Origin of the sequence: Plantibacter sp. LMC-P-059a (genome assembly GCF_030209505.1) — a bacterium.
In the GTDB taxonomy this organism is placed as follows: Bacteria; Actinomycetota; Actinomycetes; order Actinomycetales; family Microbacteriaceae; genus Plantibacter.
Map to the genome: position 1 here is coordinate 56,574 of NZ_JARVRZ010000006.1, position 22,342 is coordinate 78,915.

Below are 22,342 nucleotides of genomic sequence, written 5' to 3' on the forward strand. Positions count from 1 at the left end.
CAGTTCCGGTTGTCGACTACTCGGCGGACGGCCAACCGGCTTCGATGTCCTTGAGCACCTGGTCGGTCTCGTCGCCGTTGATCCAGTTCACGAGGCCCTTCCAGAAGGTTCCGGCGCCGACGGCACCGGGCATCAGGTCGGAGGCGTCGAAGCGGAACGTGGTCTTCTCGTCCTGCAGGATCTCGATCGCCTGGCTGAGGATCGGCGTGGAGGCGTTGGCCGGGTCGAGGCCGTTGTTGGCGGAGATGACGCCACCCAGCTTCACGCGGCTGTTCGCCCACTCGGCGCTCGACAGGTACTCCTGGACCTTGACGGTGCTCTCGTCGTCGCTGAACGCGCCGACGATCTCGCCACCACCGGTGACGGCGGTCTCGCCCTCTTCGATGCCGGGGGTCACGAAGGCCCACACGTCACCGTCGGGAGCGACGGTCGCGCCGGCGTCCTCGAGGAAGCCGGAGAAGAACGACGCCTGGTGGTGCAGCGCGCAGGCGCCGGACGCGAGTGCCGGGGCGACGTCGCCGAACTCCGTGGAGTTGATCGAGGTCACGTCGCCGAAGCTGGCGTTGACGTACTCCGGGTTCTTGAGGATCTCGCCGGCCGAGTCGAAGGCTTCCTTGATCTTCGGGTCGGTGAACTTGACCTTGTTGGCCACCCAGTCGTCGTAGACGTCCGGGCCCTGCTGACGCAGGACGAGGTCTTCGATCCAGTCCGTGCCGGGCCAGCCCGAAGCGTCGCCGGAGCCGAAGCCGGCGCACCAGGGAGCCGCACCGGTCTTCTCCTGGATGGTCTTCGTCACGGCGAGCAGCTCGTCCCAGGTCTTCGGGACCTCGACACCCCACTCGGCGAACTTCGACGGCTGGTACCAGATGAGGCCCTTGACGCTCGCCATGAGCGGAGCGCCGTACAGCGTGTCGTTGACGGTGCCGTAGCGAGCCCAGTCCTTCGACCAGTACTTCTCGACGTTGGCCGTGACGCCCTCGGGCGCGGGCTTCAGGTAGTCGCGCTTGGCGAGGTCGGCCAGGAGGCCGGGCTGCGGGAAGATCGCGAGGTCGGGCGGGTTGCCGCCCTGCGCGCGGATACCGATCTGCGACTCGAACTCCTTGGAGGACTCGTACTTGATCGTGATGCCGCTTTCCTTCTCGAAGTCGGCCCAGCTCTGCTCGAGCAGCTCCGCCTCGGTGTCGGCGATCGTGCCGTAGATGGTGACGGTCTTGTCGTCGTCGCCACCGCCACTGCTGCCGGATCCGCCTGAACAGGCGGTGAGCGCGACGCCCGCGACGGCCAGGACGGCCAGCGGCAGGGCCGTCCGGCGGGTCCGAATGAAACTCATCTGTGTCCTCCTCATTGAGTGCTGCAGGTTCGAACGGCTCCAGGGTCGAGCCGTTCCGATGATGCACTGGTGCGGAATCGTTCCGGATGCGGAACCGTTTCCATGCGTCAAAGTACTTCACCGCGGACCAGGATGCAAGCACGAGAACATAACGAAATAGACAGTGAGAGCGCTCCCACCGAAATCACGCGGATTTGCGGAGGAATCGTGGCCGAGCCGTTATGGATCGGTTCCAGGTGCGTGTTCCAGGTCTGTTCCAGATTCGCTATGGTGGTGCTACCCAACGGAGGGATTCGGCATGAGTGGTGCCATCAGCGATGTCGCGGCCCTCGCCGGCGTTTCGAAAGCGACGGCCTCGCGAGCGCTCACCGGACGCGGATACGTGTCGACCGAGACCCGCGAACGCGTGGTCCAGGCGGCGGCCACGATCGGCTACGTCGCGTCGCCGATCGCCGCGAGCCTGTCCACAGGACGCACCCTGGCGATCGGCGTCCTGACCTCGTTCCTCAACCGCTGGTACTTCGGCGAGGTGCTCGAGGGAGCCGAGGGCGCACTGCGCGCCAGGGGGTACGACCTGACCCTGCACCACCTGCCGCCGGACGCCGCTGAGCGCGACCGCATCTTCGACTCGTACCTCACGAACAAGCGCTTCGACGGCATGATCTCGATCGGCATCGAGGCCTCGCAGGACGAGATCGCCCGCCTGCTCGCGAACCCGAGGCCGCTGGTCTCGATCGGCGGGAACATCCGGGGCGCGCACTCGATCAACATCGACGACCAGGCGATCGGGCGGGAGGCGACGGAGCACCTCATCACGCTCGGACACACCCGCATCGCGCACATCACCGGCCACGACGCCGAGCTGCAGACGGACACCGTCCACGGCCGACGCCTCGCAGGCTACCTGGCTGCGATGGAGGAGGCCGGCCTCGCCTCCACCGTGCACGTCCTGCCGGCGGTCCACTCGCTGCCCGGCGGGTACGAGGCTGCGGCCCAGTTGCTGCGGGACGCACGGATCCGCCCGACGGCGGTCTTCGCGTCGACCGACGAGGTGGCGATCGGCATCATCATCGCCGCCAGACGCCTCGGGATCACCGTTCCGGCGGAGCTCTCGGTGATCGGCATCGACGGGCACTCCTACGCGGAGATGTTCGCGCTGACGACCTTCGAGCAGGAGCCCCGGGCGCAGGGTCGTCGCGCCGTCGAGATCCTGCTCCAGGACCTCGAGGAGGGCCGCCGCACCCAGGACCCCGACGACGAAATGGGTGGCGACGCGGTCACCGAGGTGCAGTGGCCGACGCGGCTCATGATCAGGCAGACCACGACGCGGCCCGAAGGGGCGGAGTGACGCTCCGACGTCCCTTCGAGCCGGCCGCAGCGGTCAGCTCGCGTCTGCTGCCGTGATCGCGATGGCCTCGTCGACGTCGCTCTCCACGGGCCCGTCGACCCGGGCGAGGTGCCTGCGGCCGATGACGACGATGAGCAGGGCGATCACGATCGACCCGGCGGCCACGTAGTACGGCGCGGCGGGCGAGACGAGCTTCGCGATCTCCGCGGCAGCGGGTGGGGCGATCGCTCCCCCGAGGAACCGCACGGACGAGTAGGCGGAGGACGCGACGTTGCTCGGCAGGTCCGTCGCCTCCATCACGGCCTCGGTGAGGACGGTGTTCATCACACCGAGCAGGAGCCCGCCGACGACGATGCACACGATGAGGCCCGCGGTCGAGTCGACGAGGAGGCCGCCGACCACGAGGTCGAGCGCGAGCAGGGGCAGCACCAGTTTGATGACCGACGTCCGGCGCATCCGGGCGGTGAGCAACGGCGCCACGAACACACTCGTGATCGCCAGCGCGACGCCCCACCCGAAGAAGGTGAACCCGAGCCCCATCGCGTCGAGCCCGAGCGGGAACGGCGAGTAGGCCAGGAGGGTGAAGAAGCCGATGTTGTAGAAGAGCGCCGCCGCGGCGAGGATGCCCAGCGACGGGATCGCCAGGGCACGGAACGGCGCGGACAGCTTCAGCGGCGACGGCTTCGGCCCCTCCGTCTTCAGCAGGACCACGATGGCGATGAAGCCGACGGCCATGAGGGTCGCGGTGCCGAAGAACGGCCACTTCCAGCCGATCCCGCCGAGGAGGCCGCCGAGGAGCGGGCCGATGGCGATGCCGAGCCCGAGCGCCGCCTCGTAGAGGATGATCGCGTTCGCACGACCACCGCTGGCCGCACCGACGATGGTCGCCAGCGCGGTCGAGATGAACAGGGCGTTGCCGAGTCCCCAGCCGGCGCGGAAGCCGATGACGGCGCCGACGGAGTCCGACAGCCCGGCGAGCAGGGCGAAGACCACGACGAGCGCGAGGCCGATCAGCAGGGTGCGCTTGGCGCCGATCCTGCTCGAGAGCCAGCTCGTGAAGAGCATCGCGACGCCCGTGACCAGCAGGTAGCTCGTGAAGAGCATCTCGGCCTGCGTCGGGGTGGCCTGGAGGTCTTCGGCGATGGCTGGGAGGATCGGGTCGACGAGGCCGATGCCCATGAACGCGATGACACTGGCGAAGGCGACGGCCCAGACGGCTTTCGGCTGGTGGAGGATCCCGGCGAGCCCTCCGCCGTGACCGTGGCCACCGGCGGCGTTCGACGTGGCGATCGGGGCGACGGGGTGTGCAGCGGTGTCCCGGCTCATGCGGTCAGCTCCGAGGCGACCTCGACGGCCACTCGTTCCTGGATGATCTCGACCGTTCGCGCGATGGCGGCCAGGTCCTCGTCGCCCAGATCGGTGAAGGCAGGCTCCAGCGCGTCGGTGAGTTCGTCGCGCCAGGCGAGCAAGGCGGCGGTCCCCTTGGGGGCGATGGCGATGAGCCAGGCACGGTGGTCGTCGACGTCTGCGATGCGCTTGATCCAGTCGCGCTCGTCGAGGCTCTGGACGAGCTTGGTCATGGTGGGCTGCGAGACCCGGCTCTGTCGGGCCAGTTCGCCGACCCGGACCGGCCCGACCGTGGTCAGCACGGAGAGCGTGCGCCAGACGGCTGGTGATTCGGAGGATCCGGTGGCCTGGGCGGCAAGGCGGGTGAGCCGGTGCGATGCCGTGATGAGGTCGCCGAGGATCGTGTGCAGGGGGGAATGCGGAGTGTTCTCGGTCATGATGAGACCAGTATACATAGCTCAGCTATGCATCTACCACCGGCCGGTCCCCGACGCAGGATCACGCCGGGGACGGGCTCGTCGTCGGGTCAGCGCATCCAGGTGGTGAAGGACACGGTGACCCGGGGATCCGGAGGGTGGGCGTCGACGGCCCGCTCCGGTCGGTCGGGCACGGATGCGAGCCGGGCTCGGATCCAGGTGGTGACGGCACGCCAGCGTGCACGGGTGTTCATGGTGATGGGTTCTCCCGATTCGGGCACCGCATCGAACACCACACTCACGGGGAGTGGGACGACGACGCGGATGCCTGCGTGAACCGTCGACGAACGTCGTCGACGGGTGCAGAGCATCCGCGGGTGTGTGCGGAGAGCGGTACGACGAATCGCGGCCCTCCGGTTAACGGACGGAGGGCATCGCTCCCGAACGGATCGGGGGCGATGCCCTCCGATCACGGATGTCTCTGCTGAGTGCGTGCAGCACTCGTCAGGAAGATCCGCGATCGTCAGCGGCGACCGACCGGAGTCGGGCGCCAGCCCAGTGGTTGTCCCCCGTAGGGGACCGACTACTTGAGCGTGACGGTGGCGCCGGCAGCCTCGAGGGCTTCCTTCGCCTTGTCAGCGGCTTCCTTGTTGGCGCCTTCGAGGACGGCAGCCGGAGCGCCGTCGACGAGAGCCTTGGCCTCGCCGAGGCCGAGCGAGGTGAGCTCGCGGACCGTCTTGATGACCTGGATCTTCTTGTCGCCAGCAGCCTCGAGGATGACGTCGAAGTCGGTCTTCTCTTCGACCTCTTCAACAGCAGCGCCTGCAGCAGCCGGGCCGGCAACGGCGACGGGAGCAGCAGCGGTGACCTCGAAGGTCTCCTCGAACAGCTTGACGAACTCGCTGAGCTCGATGAGCGTGAGCTCCTTGAAGGCGTTGATCAGTTCTTCGTTTGACAGCTTTGCCATGATTGTTCTCCTTGTTTCATGCCCTGCAACCGCTTCACGCGGCGTACAGGTACGGGGTTGATTGTTCGCGGAACCGAATTACTCGGCCGCGGACTCCTGCTTCTCGCGCAGCGCCTCGACCGTGCGAACGGCCTTTGAGAGCGGTGCGTTGAAGAGGTAGGCAGCTCCGAACAGCGAGGCCTTGACGGCGCCGGCAAGCTTGGCCAGCAGCACTTCACGGGACTCGAGGTCGGCGAGCTTGCCGACTTCTTCAGCGGTCAGCGGGTTACCGTCGAAGTAACCGCCCTTGACCACGAGGAGAGGGTTTGCCTTGGCGAAGTCACGAAGAGCCTTCGCGACGGTGACCGGGTCACCGTGCACGAATGCGATCGCGGACGGACCGGCGAGCTCGTCGTCGAACGACGAGATGCCGGCGTTGTTCGCCGCGATCTTGGTCAGCGTGTTCTTCACCACGGCGTAGGTTGCGTCCGCACTGATGCTCTTGCGCAGGTTCTTGAGCTGAGCAACAGTGAGGCCGCGGTACTCGGTCAGCAGAACGGCGGTCGAGCTCTGGAACTTCTCCGTGAGTTCGGCAACCGAGGCTTCCTTGTTCGCCATGGCCACTCCTTTTCGAATCTTGTATGCGTGCAGCGGAGGCCGCACGCATCAACCGCCGGGCCGGCGAAGGGTTCGGGCATGAAAAAAGCTCCGGCGCAAGCGCACGGAGCTGGGGAGAGGCGAGCCTCGATCAGATCTTCATACACCTGCGCTGGACGTCTCGTCATGAGAACCTTCGACTGTCTCGTTTGCACGCGACAGTGACCGGCGGTCTTTGGTTTCCACCACCGTAGCACACGCGGAAGCACGGCGGAGACGATCGGCGCACGGCGGACCGCCCCACAGGACGATGTCCCAGGTGGCCGACATCATGGAGGCATGCTCCAGACACTCGCCATCGCCGGCTACCGGTCCATCCGCGACACGGTCCTGCCCCTGCACGGCCTCGACGTGGTGACCGGATCGAACGGCTCGGGCAAGTCCAACCTCTACCGCGCGCTCCGACTCCTCGCGAGTGCGGGCGACGGCGACGTGGTCGGCTCCCTCGCTCGCGACGGCGGACTCTCCTCGACCCTCTGGGCTGGACCCGAGCACGTGCAGCACGCCGCGGTCGACGGCGGCACCCCGATCCGTGGGACGAGACGCTCGGGTCCGGTCAGCCTCCTCCTCGGTTTCGCGACGGACACGCTCGGCTACCTCGTCGACCTCGGCATCCCGCAGCCCTCCTGCACGCTGTTCGGTCGCGACCCCGAGATCAAACGGGAGCAGATCTTCGCCGGTGCGCTGGCCAAGCCGAGCAGCCTGCTCGTCGACCGGCAGGGGCCGGCGGTCCGCGTCCGTGACGGGTCCTGGCGGCCGGCCGGCCGGGCGCTCGGAGTGTCGGAGAGCATCCTCACGGAGTTCTCGGACGCCGACGCCACGCCCGAGGTCCTGCGCATCCGGAGCCAGGTGCGCGGCTGGCGGTTCTACGACCAGTTCCGGACCGACCGCGATGCCCCGGCCCGGGCCCCGCAAGTCGGCACGCGCACCCCGGTGCTCGGGCACGACGGATCGGACCTCGCGGCCGCCGTGGAGACGATCATCGAGTCCGGTGGTGTCGACCGACTCGACGCCGCCGTCGACGAGGCCTTCCCCGGCAGTCGACTCCGGGTGCGCGCCGACGACGCGGTGTTCCGCCTGGAGTTCGAGCAGCCCGGCATGCTCCGACCCCTGTCGGCCGGCGAACTGTCCGACGGGACGCTGCGCTACCTGCTGCTCGTCGCGGCACTGCTCACCCCGCGTCCGCCGGAGCTCATGGTGCTGAACGAGCCGGAGACCAGCCTGCACGGCGAACTCCTGCCGCACCTCGCCAGGCTCATCACCGCGGCGAGCGCCGACACGCAGCTCATCGTCGTCTCACACGCCCGTCCGCTCATCGACGCGATGCTCGAGGCCGGCGACGTGCACGAGCACCGCCTGGTGAAGCAGCTCGGCGAGACCCTGGTCGCGGACCAGGGCTTGTTGTCCACGCCGCCATGGGCCTGGCCGTCCCGGTGACGCCGTCGCGCCAGCCCCTGGGCGTCTAGGAGCGGTCGGCCTGCTTGCCGAGGAAGCGGTCCGAGCCGTAGCTGAGGATGAAGAAGCCGATCAGCTGGAAGAGGATGAGCCCGAAGACGCGGAACACGGTGCTCTTGTCGAACTGCTTGCCGATGTGCCAACCGACGACCCAGCCGAAGACGATGTTCACGAGCGGGATGAAGTAGAGGATCGTCGCGGCACCCGTGAAGCCGGCGAGCTTCACGACGACGTACCAGTTGTAGATCGGGATGAGCGCGGTCCAGCCCGCGCGGCCGGACTTCTCGAACATGCCCCACACGGACGCGACGAAGAGCAGGTAGCCGACGAGGCCGCCGAACACGTTGGCGGGGGCGTTCATGAACTCGATGGCGGCACGACCGTTGTCGTCCGCGGCGAGCAGGATGGTGTCGATCACGGTGGTGGCGCTCCTCGTCGTCGTCGCGGTCGACCGACCGCCTCACCCGACGAATGTAGCGTGCACGGGACAGCGGGGACCAGCCGACGGCGGTCGACCGTCAGCGGTTCAGCGCCCGCGGGCGGCGCGGACGAACGAGCGGATGAGCTCGGGTGACTTGACCCCGCGCGACGACTCGACCCCACTCGAGACGTCGACCCCCCAGGGGCGCAGTTCCGAGACGAGCCCGGCGACGTTCTCGGGAGTCAGGCCGCCGGCGAGGATCCAGGTGCGGGCGGGCGGGTTCGCAGTGAGGGCGATCGTGTCGAAGGTCTTGCCGGCGCCAGGGTCGGGTGCATCGAGGAGGAGCAGTTCCTCCGCATACGCGGCGCGCTCGGCGGCGTTCTCCGAGGCGTAGCGCACGGCCGAGGTCGCCCGGAGGGTCCGCCACCCCATCGCCTGCAGCTCGTGGAACGCCTCGGGCGGTTCGTCTCCGTGGAGCTGGACCGCCTGCACCCCGGCCTCGCCGGCGATGCGCGAGACCTCCTCGACCGATTGCCGCCGGAAGACCCCGACGGTGAGCACGTGCTCGGGGACGTCGGCCACGAGCGATGCGACGAGCTCCGGTTCGACGGTGCGGGGCGAGCCGGGTGCGAAGACGAACCCGATCGCGTCGGCCCCCGCTTCGACCGCCGCTGCGACGCTCGACGGTTCCGACAGTCCGCACACCTTCACCCACATGGGGACCACGCTACCCGGCCGCACGCGCATCACTCCCCCGACTGGACCGGCCCAGCCGGCGCCGCGGCGGCCGGCAGCTCGACCCGGAACACCGTGCGTCCGGGGACACTCTCGACCGAGACCGAACCGTGGTGCGCGGTCACGACGGCGTGCACGATCGCCAGCCCGAGGCCGGTACTCCCGGTGGCCCGCGACCGCGAGTCGTCGCCGCGGACGAAGCGTTCGAAGAGGTTGGGCTGGAGCGCCTGGTCGATCCCCGGTCCGTCGTCCGCGACGGTCAGGACCGCGAGCTCGCCGCCGGGGCCGCTCTCGATCGCGAGCCCGGTCCGCACGGTCGTCCCGGCCGGGGTGTGCGTCCGCGCGTTCGCCAGCAGGTTGACGATCACCTGCTGCAGGCGCGACGCGTCCCCCGTGACCAGCACGGGCTCCTCCGGGAAGTCGAGTTCGAAGACGTGCCCTGGGCCGGCGACGTGGGCGTCGCCGACCGTGTGGATGACGAGTTCGGTGAGGTCGACGGGGCGCTTGGCGAGCTCCCGCCCCTCGTCCAGACGAGCCAGCAGGAGCAGGTCCTCGACGATCGTCGTCATCCGTCCGGCCTCGGAGCGGATGCGGCCGAGCGAGTGCGTCACGTCGTCCGGGAGGGTGTCGGACCTCCGCGCTGCCAACTCCGAGTAACCGGCGATGGACGCGAGCGGGGTCCGCAGCTCGTGACTCGCGTCGGAGACGAACCGGCGGACCTTGTTCTCGCTCGCCTGCCGCGCGTTGAGCGCGGAGGAGACGTGGCCGAGCATGCGGTTGATCGCCGAACCCACGCGGCCGACCTCGGTCCGCGGGTCGGTGTCGGAGTCCGGCACCCGGACGGCCAGCGCGACCTCGCCGCGGTCGAGCGGGAGTTCCGCGACGACGGCCGCCGTGGCGACGACCCGGTCGAGCGGGCGGAGCGAGTACCGGACGATCGCGAACGCGGCCAGGCCGGCGAGGAGGAGGACCACGACGCTCATGATCGCTATGAGCGTCACGAGCTGCATGACCGTGGACGTGACCTCGGAGAGCGGGAGGCCGATGACCCGCGTCGCGCCGCTCGCGTCGGTCACGGCGACGACCCGGTATTCGCCGAGGTAGGTACCGAGGTCGATGGTGGACGGGCGGCCACCGGCGGAGACCGTCAGGATCATCGCGTCCTGGCTCTCCGTGCACGGGACGGTGCTGCCGTCGGCGTTGAGATAGCCGGCGTTCACGATCGTGCCGTCGACGACGATCGCTCCGAGCGCCCCCGGCCCGAGCCCCGGCGCGCCGATGAATGCCGGAGGTTCGCGGGTTCCGCCGCCGTACCCGCCGGGCAGCTGGGAGTCCGGCGCCGCGTCGGGGGTCGACAGCTGGCCGTTCCGGCCGTAGTCGACGATCCGCTCGGCGGCCTTCGTGAGCTGGTTGTCGACGCCCTCGGTGAGCAGGCCGCTCACCGCCACGGCACTCGCGACGCCGACGACGACGCTGCCGAGCGCGAGCAGTCCGACGACGACGACCATCAGGCGTCGACGCAGCGTCCAGGGCGCCCGCTTCGGGTGGACGGAGCCGACGGTCGTCGCTGCCGGGTCGGCGGCCGGGGCGCTGGTGGTCACGAACCGACCGTCGGGATCTTCAGCATGTAGCCCGCGCCGCGTACGGTGTGGATCATGGGCTCGCGCCCGGCGTCGATCTTCTTCCGGAGATAGGAGATGTAGATCTCGACGACGCTCGCCCGACCGCCGAAGTCGTAGCTCCACACCCGGTCGAGGATCTGCGCCTTACTGAGGACCCGGCGCGGGTTCCGCATGAGGAATCGCAGCAGCTCGAACTCGGTCGCGGTGAGCTCGATGGACTCGCCGTCCCTCGTCACCTCATGGCTGTCCTCGTTCAGCACGAGGTCGCCGACGATGATGTCGGGGCCGGATTCGTCCGCCGCGAGGAGGGTCGATCGGCGGATGAGCCCGCGGAGTCTGGCGACGACCTCCTCGAGGCTGAAGGGCTTCGTGACGTAGTCGTCTCCCCCGGCGGTGAGGCCGGCGATGCGATCGTCGAGCGAGTCCTTGGCGGTCAGGAACAGCACGGGCACGTCGCTTCCCGAGGTGCGCAGCCGGTTGAGCACCTGCAGCCCGTCGAGGTCGGGCAGCATGATGTCGAGCACGACGGCGTCCGGTCGGAAATCGCGGGCGATCGTCAGCGCCTCCCGACCGTCGGCTGCCGTCCGGATCTCCCAGCCCTCGTACCGGAGGGCCATCTGCAGGAGATCCGTGAGCGTCGCCTCGTCGTCGACGACGAGCACCCGCACGGCGGTGCCGTCGGCCCGCTTGAGTACGCTTCGCGCCGCACCGGACGCCTGGGTCTGCATGTTCACGCGTTCAGTATTCGCCCCGACCCTATGAGCTGTCCATGAACCGGCCAGACGGATGCTGAGCCTGCTTGGAGCCGACGAAGCGCCGCCCGGGGCCTGGGCCGATTCATAGGGTCGCCGAGGCGCAGGCCAAGTAGCCCTCCGTAGCGTCCGGTCCCAGTCATCCGCGACGTGCGGATCGTCGGCGCCGTGCAAGCGGGACGCCGGCACGTGGACCAGAGCAGAAGGAAACGCAGACATGTTCGGAACGTATCTCCGGCGGGAACTCGTCGGCCGTCGCAAACAGACGGTCATCATCGCCATCGGGATGGCGCTCGCCATCGCCCTCGTGATCATCGTCAACTCGGTCGCCGCCGGCGTGAAGACGGCACAGGCGTCCGTGTTGGAATCCGTCTACGGCGTCGGCACGGACATCACGGTCAGCCAGGCCGCCGAGGCACCGGCTGAGGGTGGCGGCCCCGGCCAGACCTTCGACTTCGGCTCGGGTGACGGGTCGACGAGCGACGGGACGACGACCGTCGACCAGTCGCGGCTCGAGGCGGCGCGCGGCACGTCGACCTTCGACGAGACGGCGCTCGGCACGATCACCGACGTCGCGAACGTCGAGGCCGCCGCGGCCACGTTGTCGCTCACGAACACGACCTTCACCGGCGAGCTGCCCGATTTCTCGCAGGCGCAGGGCTCCGACGGGACGGCAGGAGTCCCCGGCGGCGCAACCGGCGGAACCCCGCCGCAGGGCGGTCCAGACGGCGCGGGCGGGAGCTCGTTCGGTGTCGACTCCTTCACCGTCCTCGGTCTCGACCCCTCGGGCGACGCGGTGGGTCCGCTCTCGGCCGTCACGCTCAGCGACGGTCGCTCGCTCGCAGCCGACGACGCGGGAACGGACGTCGCCGTCCTCGACGCGTCCTATGCCACCGAGGCCGGGATCGCCACCGGCGACACGATCGACCTCGCGGGCACCACATTCAGTGTGGTCGGCACGGTGACCGCCTCCGGAGCCGACGCCACGACCGCGTCGAACGTCTACATCCCCCTCGACGTCGCGCAGACGCTCGCGGGGCTCGACGGCCAGGTCAGTGACGTGTACGTGCAGGCCGCCTCGTCGACCGACATCGCGCAGGTCCAGACGGACATCGAGGCGGCGCTGCCCGACGCGACCGTGAGCACCCAGGAGGACCTCGCGTCCACCGTGTCCGGCTCGCTCGCCTCGGCATCGACGCTCGTGTCGAACCTCGGCACCTGGCTGTCGCTCATCGTGCTCGCCGCCGCGTTCCTCATCGCGATCCTGTTCACGATCTCGGGCGTCACCCGCCGGACCCGCGAGTTCGGCACGCTCAAGGCGATCGGCTGGAGCAACCGCCGCATCGTCGGCCAGGTCGCCGGCGAGTCCGTCGTGCAGTCACTCATCGGCGGCGTCGTCGGTGTCGCGGTCGGCCTCGTCGGCATCCTCGTCGTGAACCTCGTCGCCCCGACGCTCAGCGCCGCGGCGACGACCTCGGCCGGCGGCGGACTCGGCGGCCCGGGCGGTGCCGCCGGCATGCCGTCGGACGCGGCGGCGGGAGCGACCGGTGGGTTCGGTGGTGCCCCGGGCGCCGCGGCCGCAAGCACCACCGACATCGTCCTCCAGGCTCCCGTGACCGCCTGGATCATCGTCATCGCCGTCGGGATCGCCATCCTCGGCGGGCTGCTCGCCGGTGCCGTCGGTGGGTGGCGCGCGTCACGACTCCGTCCGGCCGAGGCGCTCCGTTCCGTCGCCTAGGCGACGCACCAGACGCCGCCGGGTGGTCGCACCTCTCGACCACCCTGCGGCCCCACTCCGTACACTCCAGCCAGCAGAACGAAGGACCCCCATGTACACGATCACCGGCCTCACCAAGCAGTACCGCCAGGCGAAGCGCTCCGTCACGGCGCTCGACGGCGTCGACCTCGAGATCCCCGACGGCCAGCTCGTCGCCATCCAAGGCCCGACCGGCGGCGGCAAGTCGACGCTCCTCCAGATGCTCGGGGCGCTGGACCGACCGACCGCCGGTGGCATCTCGCTCGCCGGCGACGACCTCTCGACACTCAGCGAGACGAAGCTCGGGAGGATCCGTGCCACGGAGATCGGCTTCGTGTTCCAGGGCTTCAACCTCATCCCGACGCTGACGGCACAGGAGAACGTCGAGATGGCCCTCGTGCCGATCGGCACCCCGCGGGCCGAACGTGAGACAAGGGCCAGGGCGGCACTCGCGTCCGTCGGACTCGCCGAGCGGGGCTCGCACCTCCCCACCGAGCTGTCGGGCGGGCAGCAGCAGCGGGTCGCGATCGCCCGCGCGCTCGTGAAGGAACCGCGGGTGCTGTTGGCCGACGAACCCACCGGCAACCTCGACGAGGAGACCCGCGACGAGATCATGGACCTCCTCGAGGGCCTCTGGCGCGACCGCGGGCTCACCGTCGTCATCGTCACGCACGACTCGGCCGTCGCGAAGCGCGCCGAGCGGCGCCTGCACATCGGTGACGGGAAGCTCAAGGACATCACGACTCGGCGCTGACCGCTCGGCTGGCTCGGGGAGCGACTCCCATCCGGTCCCCGAGCCGCCCCACCGGTCCCTGGGCCGCCCCCGGTCCGGTCCCTGAGCCGCCCCTCTCCGGTCCCTGAGCCTGTCGAAGGGCGACGGGAATACCCCGCCGATGTGATTGGTTGACACTGATCAACTACTTGTCATATAGTTGACGCATATCAACTACCTGACGCCATCACGATCGCGGAGCCCATGTCTACCTACACCACTGCAACCGTCACGCCCGGGCGGGCGGACAACGGCATGACGCATCGCCAGGTGCTCGAGGCCCTCTCCGGCCTCCTCCTCGGCATGTTCGTCTCCATCCTCGCCGGAACCGTCGTCTCCACCTCGCTCCCCCGGATCATCTCCGACCTCAACGGCGACCAGACAGCGTTCACCTGGGTCGTCACGGCGACCCTGCTCGCGACGACCGTCTCCACCCCGATCTGGGGCAAGTTCGCCGACCTCTTCAACCGCAAGCTGCTCATCCAGCTCGCCCTCGGGATCTTCGTCCTCGGTTCGGCACTCGCCGGCTTCTCGCAGGACACGGGCACGCTCATCGGCTTCCGCGTGCTCCAGGGCCTCGGCGCCGGCGGACTCACCGCGCTCAGCCAGATCATCATGGCCGACATCATCAGCCCGCGTGAACGCGGCCGGTACATGGGCCTCTTCGGCGCCGTGATGGCCGTCGGCACCGTCGGTGGCCCGCTCTTCGGCGGTCTCCTCACCGACTCCCTCGGCTGGCGCTGGAACTTCTTCGTCGGCGTCCCCTTCGCGATCGCGGCGATCTTCCTCCTGCAGCGCACGCTCCACCTCCCGAAGCGGAACGTCGGCAAGGTCAAGATCGACTACCTGGGCGCCGCGCTCATCGCCGGCGGCGTCTCGCTGCTGCTCATCTGGGTCACGCTGGCCGGCACTCAGTTCGAGTGGGCGAGCTTCACCACGCTCGTCATGGTGGGTGTCTCCGTCCTCCTGCTCGCCGCGGCGGTCATCGTCGAGATCAAGGTCGACGAGCCGATCATCCCCATGTCGCTGTTCAAGAACCGCACCTTCACCCTCGCGGTCGTCGCGAGCATCTCGGTCGGTGTCGCGATGTTCGGCACCTCGGTGTTCCTCAGCCAGTACATGCAGCTGGCGCGTGGCGCCACGCCGACCGAGTCCGGCCTGCTGACCCTCCCGATGATCGGCGGTCTGTTGATCGCCTCCATCGTCGTCGGGCAGTTCATCTCCCGCTTCGGACACTGGAAGCCGTACCTCATCGTCGGTTCCATCCTGCTCACCGTCGGACTGTTCCTCATGAGCACGATCCACTACGACTCGAACTACCTGCTCGTCTCCGTCTACATGTTCGTGCTCGGCGCGGGCGTCGGCATGGTCATGCAGAACCTCGTGCTCGTGGTCCAGAACGACGTCCTGCCGCAGCAGCTCGGCACGGCGAGCGCCGGTGTCGCGTTCTTCCGGAGCCTCGGTGGAACGATCGGCGTCTCCGTGATGGGTTCGGTGCTGGCCACGAAGGTGACCGACATGCTGTCCGACCGCCAGGACGACCTGCAGGCGGCCATCGTCGCCCTCGGTGCTCCGGGCGCCAAGATCGCCGAGACGCTGTCGAGCGGCACGATCCCCAAGGTGAGCACGCTGCCCGAGTCGGTGCGGACGATCATCGAGTCGGTCTACGGGGATGCGGTCGCCGACATCTTCCTCGTCGCCGCGCCGCTCGCGATCCTCACGATCCTCGCCGTGATCTTCCTGCCGAACAAGAAGCTCGGCTCGAAGAACGCCGTGCAGCGGATGGCCGAGCAAGGCGATGGAGAACCCGCCCTCGTCGGTACAGCCACCGGTTCCGTCTCGACCGCGACCGCCTCGACGTCGACCCAGTCGTTCGCGACCGGTGCGCTCGACGTGGCCGAGGCCATGATCGGTGGCGAGGCCGACACGCGGCTGGAGCGCGGACGCGACGAGGACGTCGACCCGCGTGCCGACACAGGCACCGAGGCGCACACTGCCCGCCACGGTCGCTAGTCCGTACAATGCGAACGATGTCCATCGATCACGACGCCCAGGCCGGGCCGGCCGCTGCCGACGACGCAGCGGCCGGCACCGCGCACGACCTCGCGATCGGCGCGGTGGAGGAGCAGTTCGCGCTGCTCATCAACCGCATCCGCAACGGCATCCGCGAGCGGGCCGAACGGATCTCCCCCGGGCTCCAGCCGGCCGGCTACAAGCTGCTCAGCATGGTGTCGCGTTCGGGAGCGGTGCGTGCGGGCGCCCTGGCCGAGATGCTGGCGATCGACAAGAGTGCCGTGAGTCGGCTCGTCCACCAGCTCGAGACCCTCGGCCTCGTGACGAAGACACCGGACCCGGAGGACGGCCGTGCGAGTCTCGTGGTCGCGACGCCGGAGGGTGAGCGACGCATGGAGTCGACGAAGGCGAGCGACCAGGCGATGCTCTACCAGCAGCTCTCGTCCTGGGACGAGGCGGAGGTGCGGCGCCTCGCCGAACTGCTCGCCAAACTCAACGACACCCTCTGACCCGAGTCGCTTCGTCCCGTGAGCCGCTCACTCCCGTGACACCCCGACCACACCGACCCATTCTGTTCTCCCTAACTCAGGACGCCGTCGGCGTGTCGACGCGGCCCATCGCAGGAGCCGGGCGACACGCCGGGCGCTTCCTGAGTTAGGGAATGAATCACACGTGGGTCAGGCCGGGTCGACCGTGTCGCGCCAGCTGTGCTTCGGGTCGTAGCCCAGGACCTCGCGGGCGTGGTCGATCGAGAGGAGCGTCCCGTTGCCCGAGATGTCGCCGTTCACCGGGACCCCGGGGAAGATCTCGGCGACGAGCTCGGTGTTGTCACGCGACATCACCGTGTCGGCCGCCGCGATGATGAAGCGGTCGAACCCGGCGGCCTGGTGCTCGAGCGCGAGCCGCACGGCCTGTGCGCCGTCACGGCCGTCGATGTAGCCCCACAGGTTCCACTTGCGGAGCGTGGCGTCGTCGTCGAACGACGGGAACGCCGCGTAGTCGGCCTCGTCCATCACGTTCGAGAAGCGGAGGGCGATGATCTTCAGCTCGGGGTGCCAACGGGTCAGCTCGATCGCGAGCTGCTCCTCGAGGTGCTTCGAGAGCGAGTAGGTCGACTCGGGTCGGGCGGCGTAGGCCTCGTCGACGGGGATGTACGGCGGCGGGGTGTCGAACGGGAGACCGAGCACGGTCTCGCTCGACGCCGTGACGATGTTCGTGATGCCGGCCTTGATGGCGGCGTTGAACACGTTGTAGGTGCCGATGATGTTGTTCTGGAAGGTCGCCGTGTTCGTCGAGAGCCCGGGCGCGGGGATCGCGCTCAGGTGGACGACCGCGTCGAACCCGTCCGGCGCCTGCTCATCGACACCGGTGAGGGCGTCGAACACCTGGCCCGCGTCACGCAGGTCGATGCGGACGAAACCGTCCCCTCGCTCCCCCGCCTGGTCGAAGTTGATCACCAGGTGACCGTGCTCCCGAAGATGGCCGACCACTGTTCGCCCGAGCTTGCCCGAGCCTCCCGTCACTGCGATTCTCATGCGCCCATCCTGGTGCATCGGCCCGGAAAGAGGCGACGGGTTGACCGATCACCCAGGAACCGGCCACCGGGACGGAATGAGGGACGCCCGGTGGGTGTTGGACGAAGCGTGAAGCTCACCCTGTACACCTCCGCGTTCTGCGCCCCCTGCATGCAGGCGCGTACTGTCCTGGCGGAGGTGCCCGCGCTCGTCCCCGGCGCCGTCGTCGAGGAACGCGACGTAGCGTTCCGGTCCGCGGAAGCCGAAGCCGACGGCATCCGGTCCACGCCGACCGTCATCATCACGAGCGACGACGGCACCGAGGTGTTCCGCGCGACTGGCGCACCCACGCTCAACCAGGTGCTCGTCGCCGCGGCGAAGGCCCTGTAACCAGGCGACCGCCCTCCGACAGGCTCAGGGACCGGCGTTCGACAAGCTCGGGGACCGCGCCCTACTGCGTGCTGAACGCGGCGTCGAAGGACTGCTCGGGGAGCTTCCAGAGCAGGTTCCGGATGTACCCGACGGCCTCCTCGGCCCCGTGCAGGCGGTCCATGCCGGCGTCCTCCCACTCGATGGAGATCGGCCCGGCGTAGCCGATGCTCGACAGGGCGCGGAAGGCGTCCTCCCACGGCACGTCGCCGTGACCGGTCGACACGAAGTCCCAGCCACGACGCGGGTCACCCCAGGGCAGGTGCGAGCCGACGATGCCGGCGTGCCCGGTCGCCGGCCGGATCCGCGTGTCCTTGCAGTCGACGTGGTAGATGCGGTTCGCGAACTCGACGATGAAGCCGACGGGGTCGACGCCCTGCCACATCATGTGCGACGGGTCCCAGTTGAAGCCGAACGCGGGGCGGTGGTCGATCGCCTCGAGGGTGCGGACGCTCGTCCAGTAGTCGTAGGCGATCTCCGAGGGGTGCACCTCGTGGGCGAAGCGGACGCCCTCGGCGTCGAAGACGTCGAGGATCGGGTTCCACCGGGTCGCGAAGTCCTCGTAGCCGGCATCGATGACCGAGGCCGGGACGGGTGGGAACATCGCCGAGTATTGCCAGATCTTCGAGCCGGTGAAGCCGACGACCGTGTCGACGCCGAGCTTGCGGGCGACGCGGGCCGAGCGCTTCATGTCCTCGGCCGCGCGCTGCCGGACGCCCTCCGCGTCGCCGTCGCCCCAGGTGTAGTCGCGGACGATCGCCTGGTGGCGGAAGTCGATCGGGTCGTCGCACACCGCCTGCCCGGTGAGGTGGTTGGAGATCGCGAAGACCTCGAGCCCGTGCCGGTCGAGGATGTCGAGGCGCGACTGCAGGTAGGTGTCGTCCTCGTCGGCTCGCTTCAGATCGAGGTGGTCACCGGAGGCTGCGATCTCGAGCCCGTCGTAGCCCCAGGACGCCGCCAGTCTCGCGACCTCCTCGAACGGGAGGTCGGCCCACTGCCCCGTGAACAGCGTCACGGGAAGTCGGCTCGCGTACTGCTTGTCGGTGGTGTCGGTCATGCGGTGATCCTCGTCTCGTCATCGGTGGAGGTGGCGACCGGGGTCCAATCGCCGGAGTCGGCGGCGTTCAGGACCGCCTCGGTGATGCGGGCGGCACGCAGGCCGTCCGCGAAGACGGGCAACCCGTCGGGGGCCTGCCCGGCCATCGCGGCGTAGCTGTCCGCGATGAAGGCGTTGAACGCGTCCTGGTAGCCCATCGGGTGGCCCGCCGGGACGATCGACAGCCGTGCGGCGTCCGGGTGCAGCTGGTCGGCGTCGCGCGGGAGCACCTGCGTGCCGGATCGGCGTCCCAACCACAGCGTCTCCGGGGCCTCCTGGTCGAAGCCGATGCTCAGCTCGGTGCCGGCGACCTCGAGGTGGAGGCGGTTCTTCCGGCCGGGCGCGACCTGGGAGACCAGCAGGGTGCCGATGGCGCCACCCTCGAGCCGGATGACGACCGCGGCGGCATCCTCGGTGGTGACCTCGGGGGTGTTCGCGCGCTCGGCGAAGAAGGTGCGGACCGTGGAGCTCAGCTCCGTGATGCGCGCCCCGGTGATGAACTCGATGAGGTCGACGAGGTGCGACCCGATGTCCGCGAAGGCGCGCGAGCGCCCTCCGGCAGCCGAGTCGACGCGCCAGTTGTCGTCCGTCTGCGCGAGCAGCCAGTCCTGCAGATAGGACCCGCTGATCGTGAGCAGCGTCCCGAGGTCACCCGCCGCGACGCGCGCCCTGGCCTCGCGGACGAGCGGGTGGAAACGGTACACGAAGGGCACCGTGCCGACGACGCCGGCCTCCGCGGCGGCGGTGACGAGCCGCTGCGCGGTCTCGGCGTCGGTCGCGAGCGGCTTCTCGCAGACGACGTGCTTGCCGGCGGCGATCGCCGCGAGGGTCTGCTCGGCGTGGAGGGCGTTGGGCGTGCAGACGTGGACCACGTCCACCGCCGGATCGGCGAGCGCGGCGTCGAGCGAGTCGTATCCGCGCTCGAACCCCAGCTCGCCGGCGACCTCACGTGACCGCTCGGGCGTCGAGGCGACGACGCCCACCAACCGGGCACCCGCTGCGCGAGCCGCCCGGCTGTGGACGGTGGCCATGAAGCCACCGCCCACCACCGCGATGCCGGGAGCCGTCACGGTCATGCTCCGAGGGAACGGTCCGCCGGGGTCCACGCCTCGGGCAGCGCCGGAGCGAGTTCGACGGTGCTCACGACGTCCACCGAGGTGCGGCTGAGGCCGGACTCGGCGGTCGAGACCATGACGTCGAGCACGTGGTACGCGAGCTCACCCGAGGCACGTTCCGGGCGTCCGGCGCGGATCGCCTGCGCGAGTTCGACGACACCGGTTCCACGACCCTGCGTCGGGCCGGTCGACGGGATGGACTCCGGCTCCTCGCCACCGCCGTAGACGAGCAGCTCGCCCTCGAAGGTGTTGGGGTCGGGGACGACGAGCGTCCCGGTGGAACCCGCGACCTCGAACTGCGTCCGTCCGAGCTTCGAGTCGAAGCTGAAGACGCTCTGCGCGAGCTGGCCGCTCTCGAACTCGAACAGGGCGCTGACGTGCGTCGGTACCGTCACGTCGAACGACTGCCCGGCGCGCGGGCCGGAGCCGATGGTGCGCTGCGGGAACGCCTGCGAGGCCAACGCCGTGACGCGGGCGATCGGGCCGAACAGCTGCACGAGGGCGGTGATGTAGTACGGGCCGATGTCGAAGAGCGGGCCGGCGCCGTCCTGGAACAGGAAGTCGGGGTTCGGGTGCCAGGACTCCGGGCCGGGGCTCTGCATGAGCGTCAGGGCCGTGAGCGGCTGGCCGATGCCGCCGGCCTCGACCAGACGGCGGGCGGACTGGATGCCGGCACCGAGGAAGGTGTCGGGGGCGGTCGCGACGCGGAGTCCCTTGGCGTTCGCTGCCTCGAGCAGCGCCTGGCCGCTCTCGCGGTCGAGCGCGAAGGGCTTCTCGCTCCACACGTGCTTGCCGGCGTCGAGGATCTGCATGGCGACCTCGACGTGCACCTTCGGGATCGTCAGGTTGACGACGATCTCGATCTCCGGGTCGGCGAGCAGTTCGGCGACCGAGCCGTGGCCGGGGACGCCGTACTTCTCGGCCTGCGTCTTCGCGCGCTCGAGGTCGAGGTCGGCGACGAAGCGGACGTCGAGGTCGGGGAAGGTGACGAGGTTGCTGAGGTACTGGTCGCTGATGACGCCGGCGCCGATGAGGCCGACACCGACCGTTCCGGTGTTGTCGCTCATGCCTGGACTCCGTTCGTGGTGAGGTAGGTGAAGCTCTGTTCGAGCCCCTGGAAGATGTCGCCGTCGAAGGCGTCGAACTCGACGACGCGCAACGCCTGCGGTGCTGCGTCGATGATGTCGAGCACGGGGACGACGCCGGCGCCCGCGGGCAGCTGCTTCATCGTGTCGCGCGAGGCGTCTCCGTCCTTGACGTGGATGAACCGCACCCGGTCACCGATGGACGCCAGGACGTCGACGGCGCGGCGTCCGCCGACCTCGACCCAGTAGGTGTCGACCTCGAACACGACCGCCGGGTCGGTGATGGCGGCGAGGTGCTCGAGCGGGCTCGTACCCGCGACGTCGCCCTCGAGCTCCCACCAGTGGTTGTGGTACCCGACCTGCACCCCGTGGCCGGCGGCGACCTGGGCCGCCGCGTTCAGGTCGTCGGCGATCGAAGCGACCGAGTCCGCCGTGGCGAACCGCTCGACGGCGATCGCGGGGTCGATGAGGACGCCGACCTGTTGTTCGGCGGCCGCGCCGAAGACGGCCGACAGGTCGATTCCGTCGTCGATGACCTTGCCGTGCGCGCTCGGGGTGACGAGGCCCGCATCGTGGATGTCCTGCAGACTCACGCCGGGACCGAAGCCGAACGGCTCCGCCTGGCGGAAGCCGATCTCGGTGAGGCGCTGCAGCGCAGCGGCACGGTCCGCGCTCAGCGGCTCCCGTACCGAGTAAAGCTGGACGGAGAGGTGGGAAGTCGACACGATGCTCCTCAATGATGATGGTGTCAGGCAGCCGCTGCTGCGTGATCCAGGCTAGCCACACTTCTGTCGGTGGTCAAACAAAAGTCCATCGGCCATCGTCGCTCCCTCGGCGACGAATACCGCCGGAGTCCGAAGTGTGCGGGACAATGGAGGTGTGAACTCAGCCCTGCTCTCCCGGATCGTCGCTGACTCCAGCGACCGCATCTCGTGGCTGCGGGCCCGGTCTCGCGGGATCACCGCGACCGACGTCGCGACCCTCTCCACCCCGGCCTCCATCCAGCGCGCGGCCGACGCGAAGCTCGGCGGCACCGGGTTCTCCGGGAACGCCTTCACCGACCACGGTCGCGCCCGCGAACCCGAGATCGCCCGCTGGGTCGCGGCGACCCACGGGATCAACCCCTCCTCGGCGCTCTTCCGCGCGGAGGTCGAGCACCGCCACCTCGCCACGCCCGACGGCATCGCCGTCACCGAACGCGGCGCGGTCGTCCTCGCGGAGATCAAGACCACGACGAAGTCCTGGCGCTCGATCCCGCGCAACTACCTCCGCCAGGTGTGGTGGCAGCAGTACGTGATCGGTGCCGAACGCACCCTCGTGGTGTGGGAGGAGCACAAGGACTTCGTCCCCATCGACGACGAGCCGCTCTGCCGGTGGGTGGAACGCGACGACACCGAGATCGCCAAGCTCGTCGGCCTGGCGAACGCGCTCATCGACGAGCTGTACCACCGCACCAATCCGGCCGCCCGGCGCCCGGTCCTGCCGGAGCCCGCACCGGCCGTCCGGGAGCCGCTGCTCAGCCTCGACTTCTGA

Annotated in this window: 23 protein-coding genes; 8 read left to right on the forward strand and 15 right to left on the reverse strand. The window is 69.3% G+C overall.

Annotated features, from left to right (window positions below; all coding sequences use genetic code 11):
* Window positions 1-16: 16 nt before the first annotated feature.
* The gene (locus QRN27_RS13550; RefSeq protein WP_056014135.1) at window positions 17-1,330 is read right to left on the reverse strand and encodes an ABC transporter substrate-binding protein; all 1,314 of its coding nucleotides are present in this window, start codon (window positions 1,328-1,330) and stop codon (window positions 17-19) included.
* Window positions 1,331-1,628: 298 nt separating this feature from the next.
* On the opposite strand from QRN27_RS13550, the gene QRN27_RS13555 reads away from it, so the two are divergent.
* Window positions 1,629-2,678 (forward strand): LacI family DNA-binding transcriptional regulator, encoded by a 1,050-nt coding sequence (locus QRN27_RS13555; RefSeq protein ID WP_285042680.1) that lies wholly within the window; start codon window positions 1,629-1,631, stop codon window positions 2,676-2,678.
* Window positions 2,679-2,711: 33 nt separating this feature from the next.
* Here the strand turns inward: QRN27_RS13555 and QRN27_RS13560 are convergent, their stop codons facing one another.
* From QRN27_RS13560 to rplJ, 5 genes are all read right to left on the reverse strand, one after another.
* Entirely contained in the window at window positions 2,712-4,004 is a 1,293-nt protein-coding gene (locus QRN27_RS13560) for an MFS transporter (RefSeq protein WP_285042681.1), read from the reverse strand.
* Window positions 4,001-4,462 carry a MarR family winged helix-turn-helix transcriptional regulator gene (locus QRN27_RS13565; protein WP_285042682.1) on the reverse strand — a complete coding sequence of 154 codons (462 nt, stop codon included), beginning with the start codon at window positions 4,460-4,462 and terminating at the stop codon, window positions 4,001-4,003. Before QRN27_RS13565 ends, QRN27_RS13560 begins: the two co-directional genes overlap by 4 nt.
* Window positions 4,463-4,551: 89 nt before the next feature.
* A complete protein-coding gene (locus QRN27_RS13570) occupies window positions 4,552-4,695 on the reverse strand; it encodes a hypothetical protein (protein WP_285042683.1) in 144 nt (47 codons plus the stop codon).
* 329 nt (window positions 4,696-5,024) lie between these two features.
* Complete coding sequence (rplL, locus tag QRN27_RS13575; RefSeq protein ID WP_056014124.1) at window positions 5,025-5,408, reverse strand: 50S ribosomal protein L7/L12; 384 nt, start codon at window positions 5,406-5,408, stop codon at window positions 5,025-5,027.
* Between the two features lie 78 nt (window positions 5,409-5,486).
* On the reverse strand, window positions 5,487-6,005 hold the full coding sequence (gene rplJ, locus QRN27_RS13580) for a 50S ribosomal protein L10 (RefSeq protein WP_079706724.1): 519 nt from the start codon (window positions 6,003-6,005) through the stop codon (window positions 5,487-5,489).
* A 318-nt stretch (window positions 6,006-6,323) separates the two neighbouring features.
* On the opposite strand from rplJ, the gene QRN27_RS13585 reads away from it, so the two are divergent.
* Window positions 6,324-7,481, forward strand: a complete 1,158-nt coding sequence (locus QRN27_RS13585) for an AAA family ATPase (RefSeq protein WP_285042684.1) — start codon at window positions 6,324-6,326, stop codon at window positions 7,479-7,481.
* Between the two features lie 25 nt (window positions 7,482-7,506).
* On the opposite strand, the gene QRN27_RS13590 is transcribed toward QRN27_RS13585, so the two are convergent.
* From QRN27_RS13590 to QRN27_RS13605, 4 genes are all read right to left on the reverse strand, one after another.
* The gene (locus QRN27_RS13590; RefSeq protein ID WP_285042685.1) at window positions 7,507-7,917 is read right to left on the reverse strand and encodes a DUF5684 domain-containing protein; all 411 of its coding nucleotides are present in this window, start codon (window positions 7,915-7,917) and stop codon (window positions 7,507-7,509) included.
* 108 nt (window positions 7,918-8,025) lie between these two features.
* On the reverse strand, window positions 8,026-8,637 hold the full coding sequence (locus tag QRN27_RS13595; protein WP_285042686.1) for a phosphoribosylanthranilate isomerase: 612 nt from the start codon (window positions 8,635-8,637) through the stop codon (window positions 8,026-8,028).
* 29 nt (window positions 8,638-8,666) lie between these two features.
* Window positions 8,667-10,256, reverse strand: a complete 1,590-nt coding sequence (locus QRN27_RS13600; RefSeq protein ID WP_285042687.1) for a sensor histidine kinase — start codon at window positions 10,254-10,256, stop codon at window positions 8,667-8,669.
* Window positions 10,253-11,005: a response regulator transcription factor gene (locus QRN27_RS13605; protein ID WP_285043111.1), complete on the reverse strand. Its 753-nt coding sequence runs from the start codon at window positions 11,003-11,005 to the stop codon at window positions 10,253-10,255. Before QRN27_RS13605 ends, QRN27_RS13600 begins: the two co-directional genes overlap by 4 nt.
* A gap of 241 nt (window positions 11,006-11,246) precedes the next feature.
* Between QRN27_RS13605 and QRN27_RS13610 the strand changes: the two genes are divergently transcribed.
* From QRN27_RS13610 to QRN27_RS13625, 4 genes are all read left to right on the forward strand, one after another.
* Window positions 11,247-12,767 carry an ABC transporter permease gene (locus QRN27_RS13610; RefSeq protein WP_285042688.1) on the forward strand — a complete coding sequence of 507 codons (1,521 nt, stop codon included), beginning with the start codon at window positions 11,247-11,249 and terminating at the stop codon, window positions 12,765-12,767.
* A 91-nt stretch (window positions 12,768-12,858) separates the two neighbouring features.
* A complete protein-coding gene (locus QRN27_RS13615) occupies window positions 12,859-13,539 on the forward strand; it encodes an ABC transporter ATP-binding protein (RefSeq protein ID WP_285042689.1) in 681 nt (226 codons plus the stop codon).
* A gap of 273 nt (window positions 13,540-13,812) precedes the next feature.
* On the forward strand, window positions 13,813-15,570 hold the full coding sequence (locus QRN27_RS13620; protein ID WP_285043112.1) for an MDR family MFS transporter: 1,758 nt from the start codon (window positions 13,813-13,815) through the stop codon (window positions 15,568-15,570).
* Window positions 15,571-15,587: 17 nt separating this feature from the next.
* Window positions 15,588-16,079: a MarR family winged helix-turn-helix transcriptional regulator gene (locus tag QRN27_RS13625; protein WP_285042690.1), complete on the forward strand. Its 492-nt coding sequence runs from the start codon at window positions 15,588-15,590 to the stop codon at window positions 16,077-16,079.
* Window positions 16,080-16,247: 168 nt separating this feature from the next.
* Here the strand turns inward: QRN27_RS13625 and QRN27_RS13630 are convergent, their stop codons facing one another.
* A complete protein-coding gene (locus QRN27_RS13630; RefSeq protein ID WP_285042691.1) occupies window positions 16,248-17,105 on the reverse strand; it encodes an NAD-dependent epimerase/dehydratase family protein in 858 nt (285 codons plus the stop codon).
* A gap of 108 nt (window positions 17,106-17,213) precedes the next feature.
* On the opposite strand from QRN27_RS13630, the gene QRN27_RS13635 reads away from it, so the two are divergent.
* Complete coding sequence (locus tag QRN27_RS13635; RefSeq protein WP_285042692.1) at window positions 17,214-17,474, forward strand: thioredoxin domain-containing protein; 261 nt, start codon at window positions 17,214-17,216, stop codon at window positions 17,472-17,474.
* A gap of 61 nt (window positions 17,475-17,535) precedes the next feature.
* Here the strand turns inward: QRN27_RS13635 and QRN27_RS13640 are convergent, their stop codons facing one another.
* The 4 genes from QRN27_RS13640 to QRN27_RS13655 are packed head-to-tail and all read right to left on the reverse strand — an operon-like array spanning window position 17,536 to window position 21,534.
* On the reverse strand, window positions 17,536-18,570 hold the full coding sequence (locus QRN27_RS13640; protein WP_285042693.1) for a sugar phosphate isomerase/epimerase family protein: 1,035 nt from the start codon (window positions 18,568-18,570) through the stop codon (window positions 17,536-17,538).
* Window positions 18,567-19,685, reverse strand: a complete 1,119-nt coding sequence (locus QRN27_RS13645) for a Gfo/Idh/MocA family protein (protein WP_285042694.1) — start codon at window positions 19,683-19,685, stop codon at window positions 18,567-18,569. Before QRN27_RS13645 ends, QRN27_RS13640 begins: the two co-directional genes overlap by 4 nt.
* Window positions 19,682-20,791, reverse strand: a complete 1,110-nt coding sequence (locus tag QRN27_RS13650; protein ID WP_056014096.1) for a Gfo/Idh/MocA family protein — start codon at window positions 20,789-20,791, stop codon at window positions 19,682-19,684. The genes QRN27_RS13645 and QRN27_RS13650 overlap by 4 nt, the downstream gene beginning before the upstream one ends.
* A complete protein-coding gene (locus QRN27_RS13655) occupies window positions 20,788-21,534 on the reverse strand; it encodes a sugar phosphate isomerase/epimerase family protein (RefSeq protein WP_285042695.1) in 747 nt (248 codons plus the stop codon). The genes QRN27_RS13650 and QRN27_RS13655 overlap by 4 nt, the downstream gene beginning before the upstream one ends.
* Before the next feature lie 154 nt (window positions 21,535-21,688).
* On the opposite strand from QRN27_RS13655, the gene QRN27_RS13660 reads away from it, so the two are divergent.
* Entirely contained in the window at window positions 21,689-22,342 is a 654-nt protein-coding gene (locus QRN27_RS13660; RefSeq protein ID WP_285042696.1) for a YqaJ viral recombinase family protein, read from the forward strand.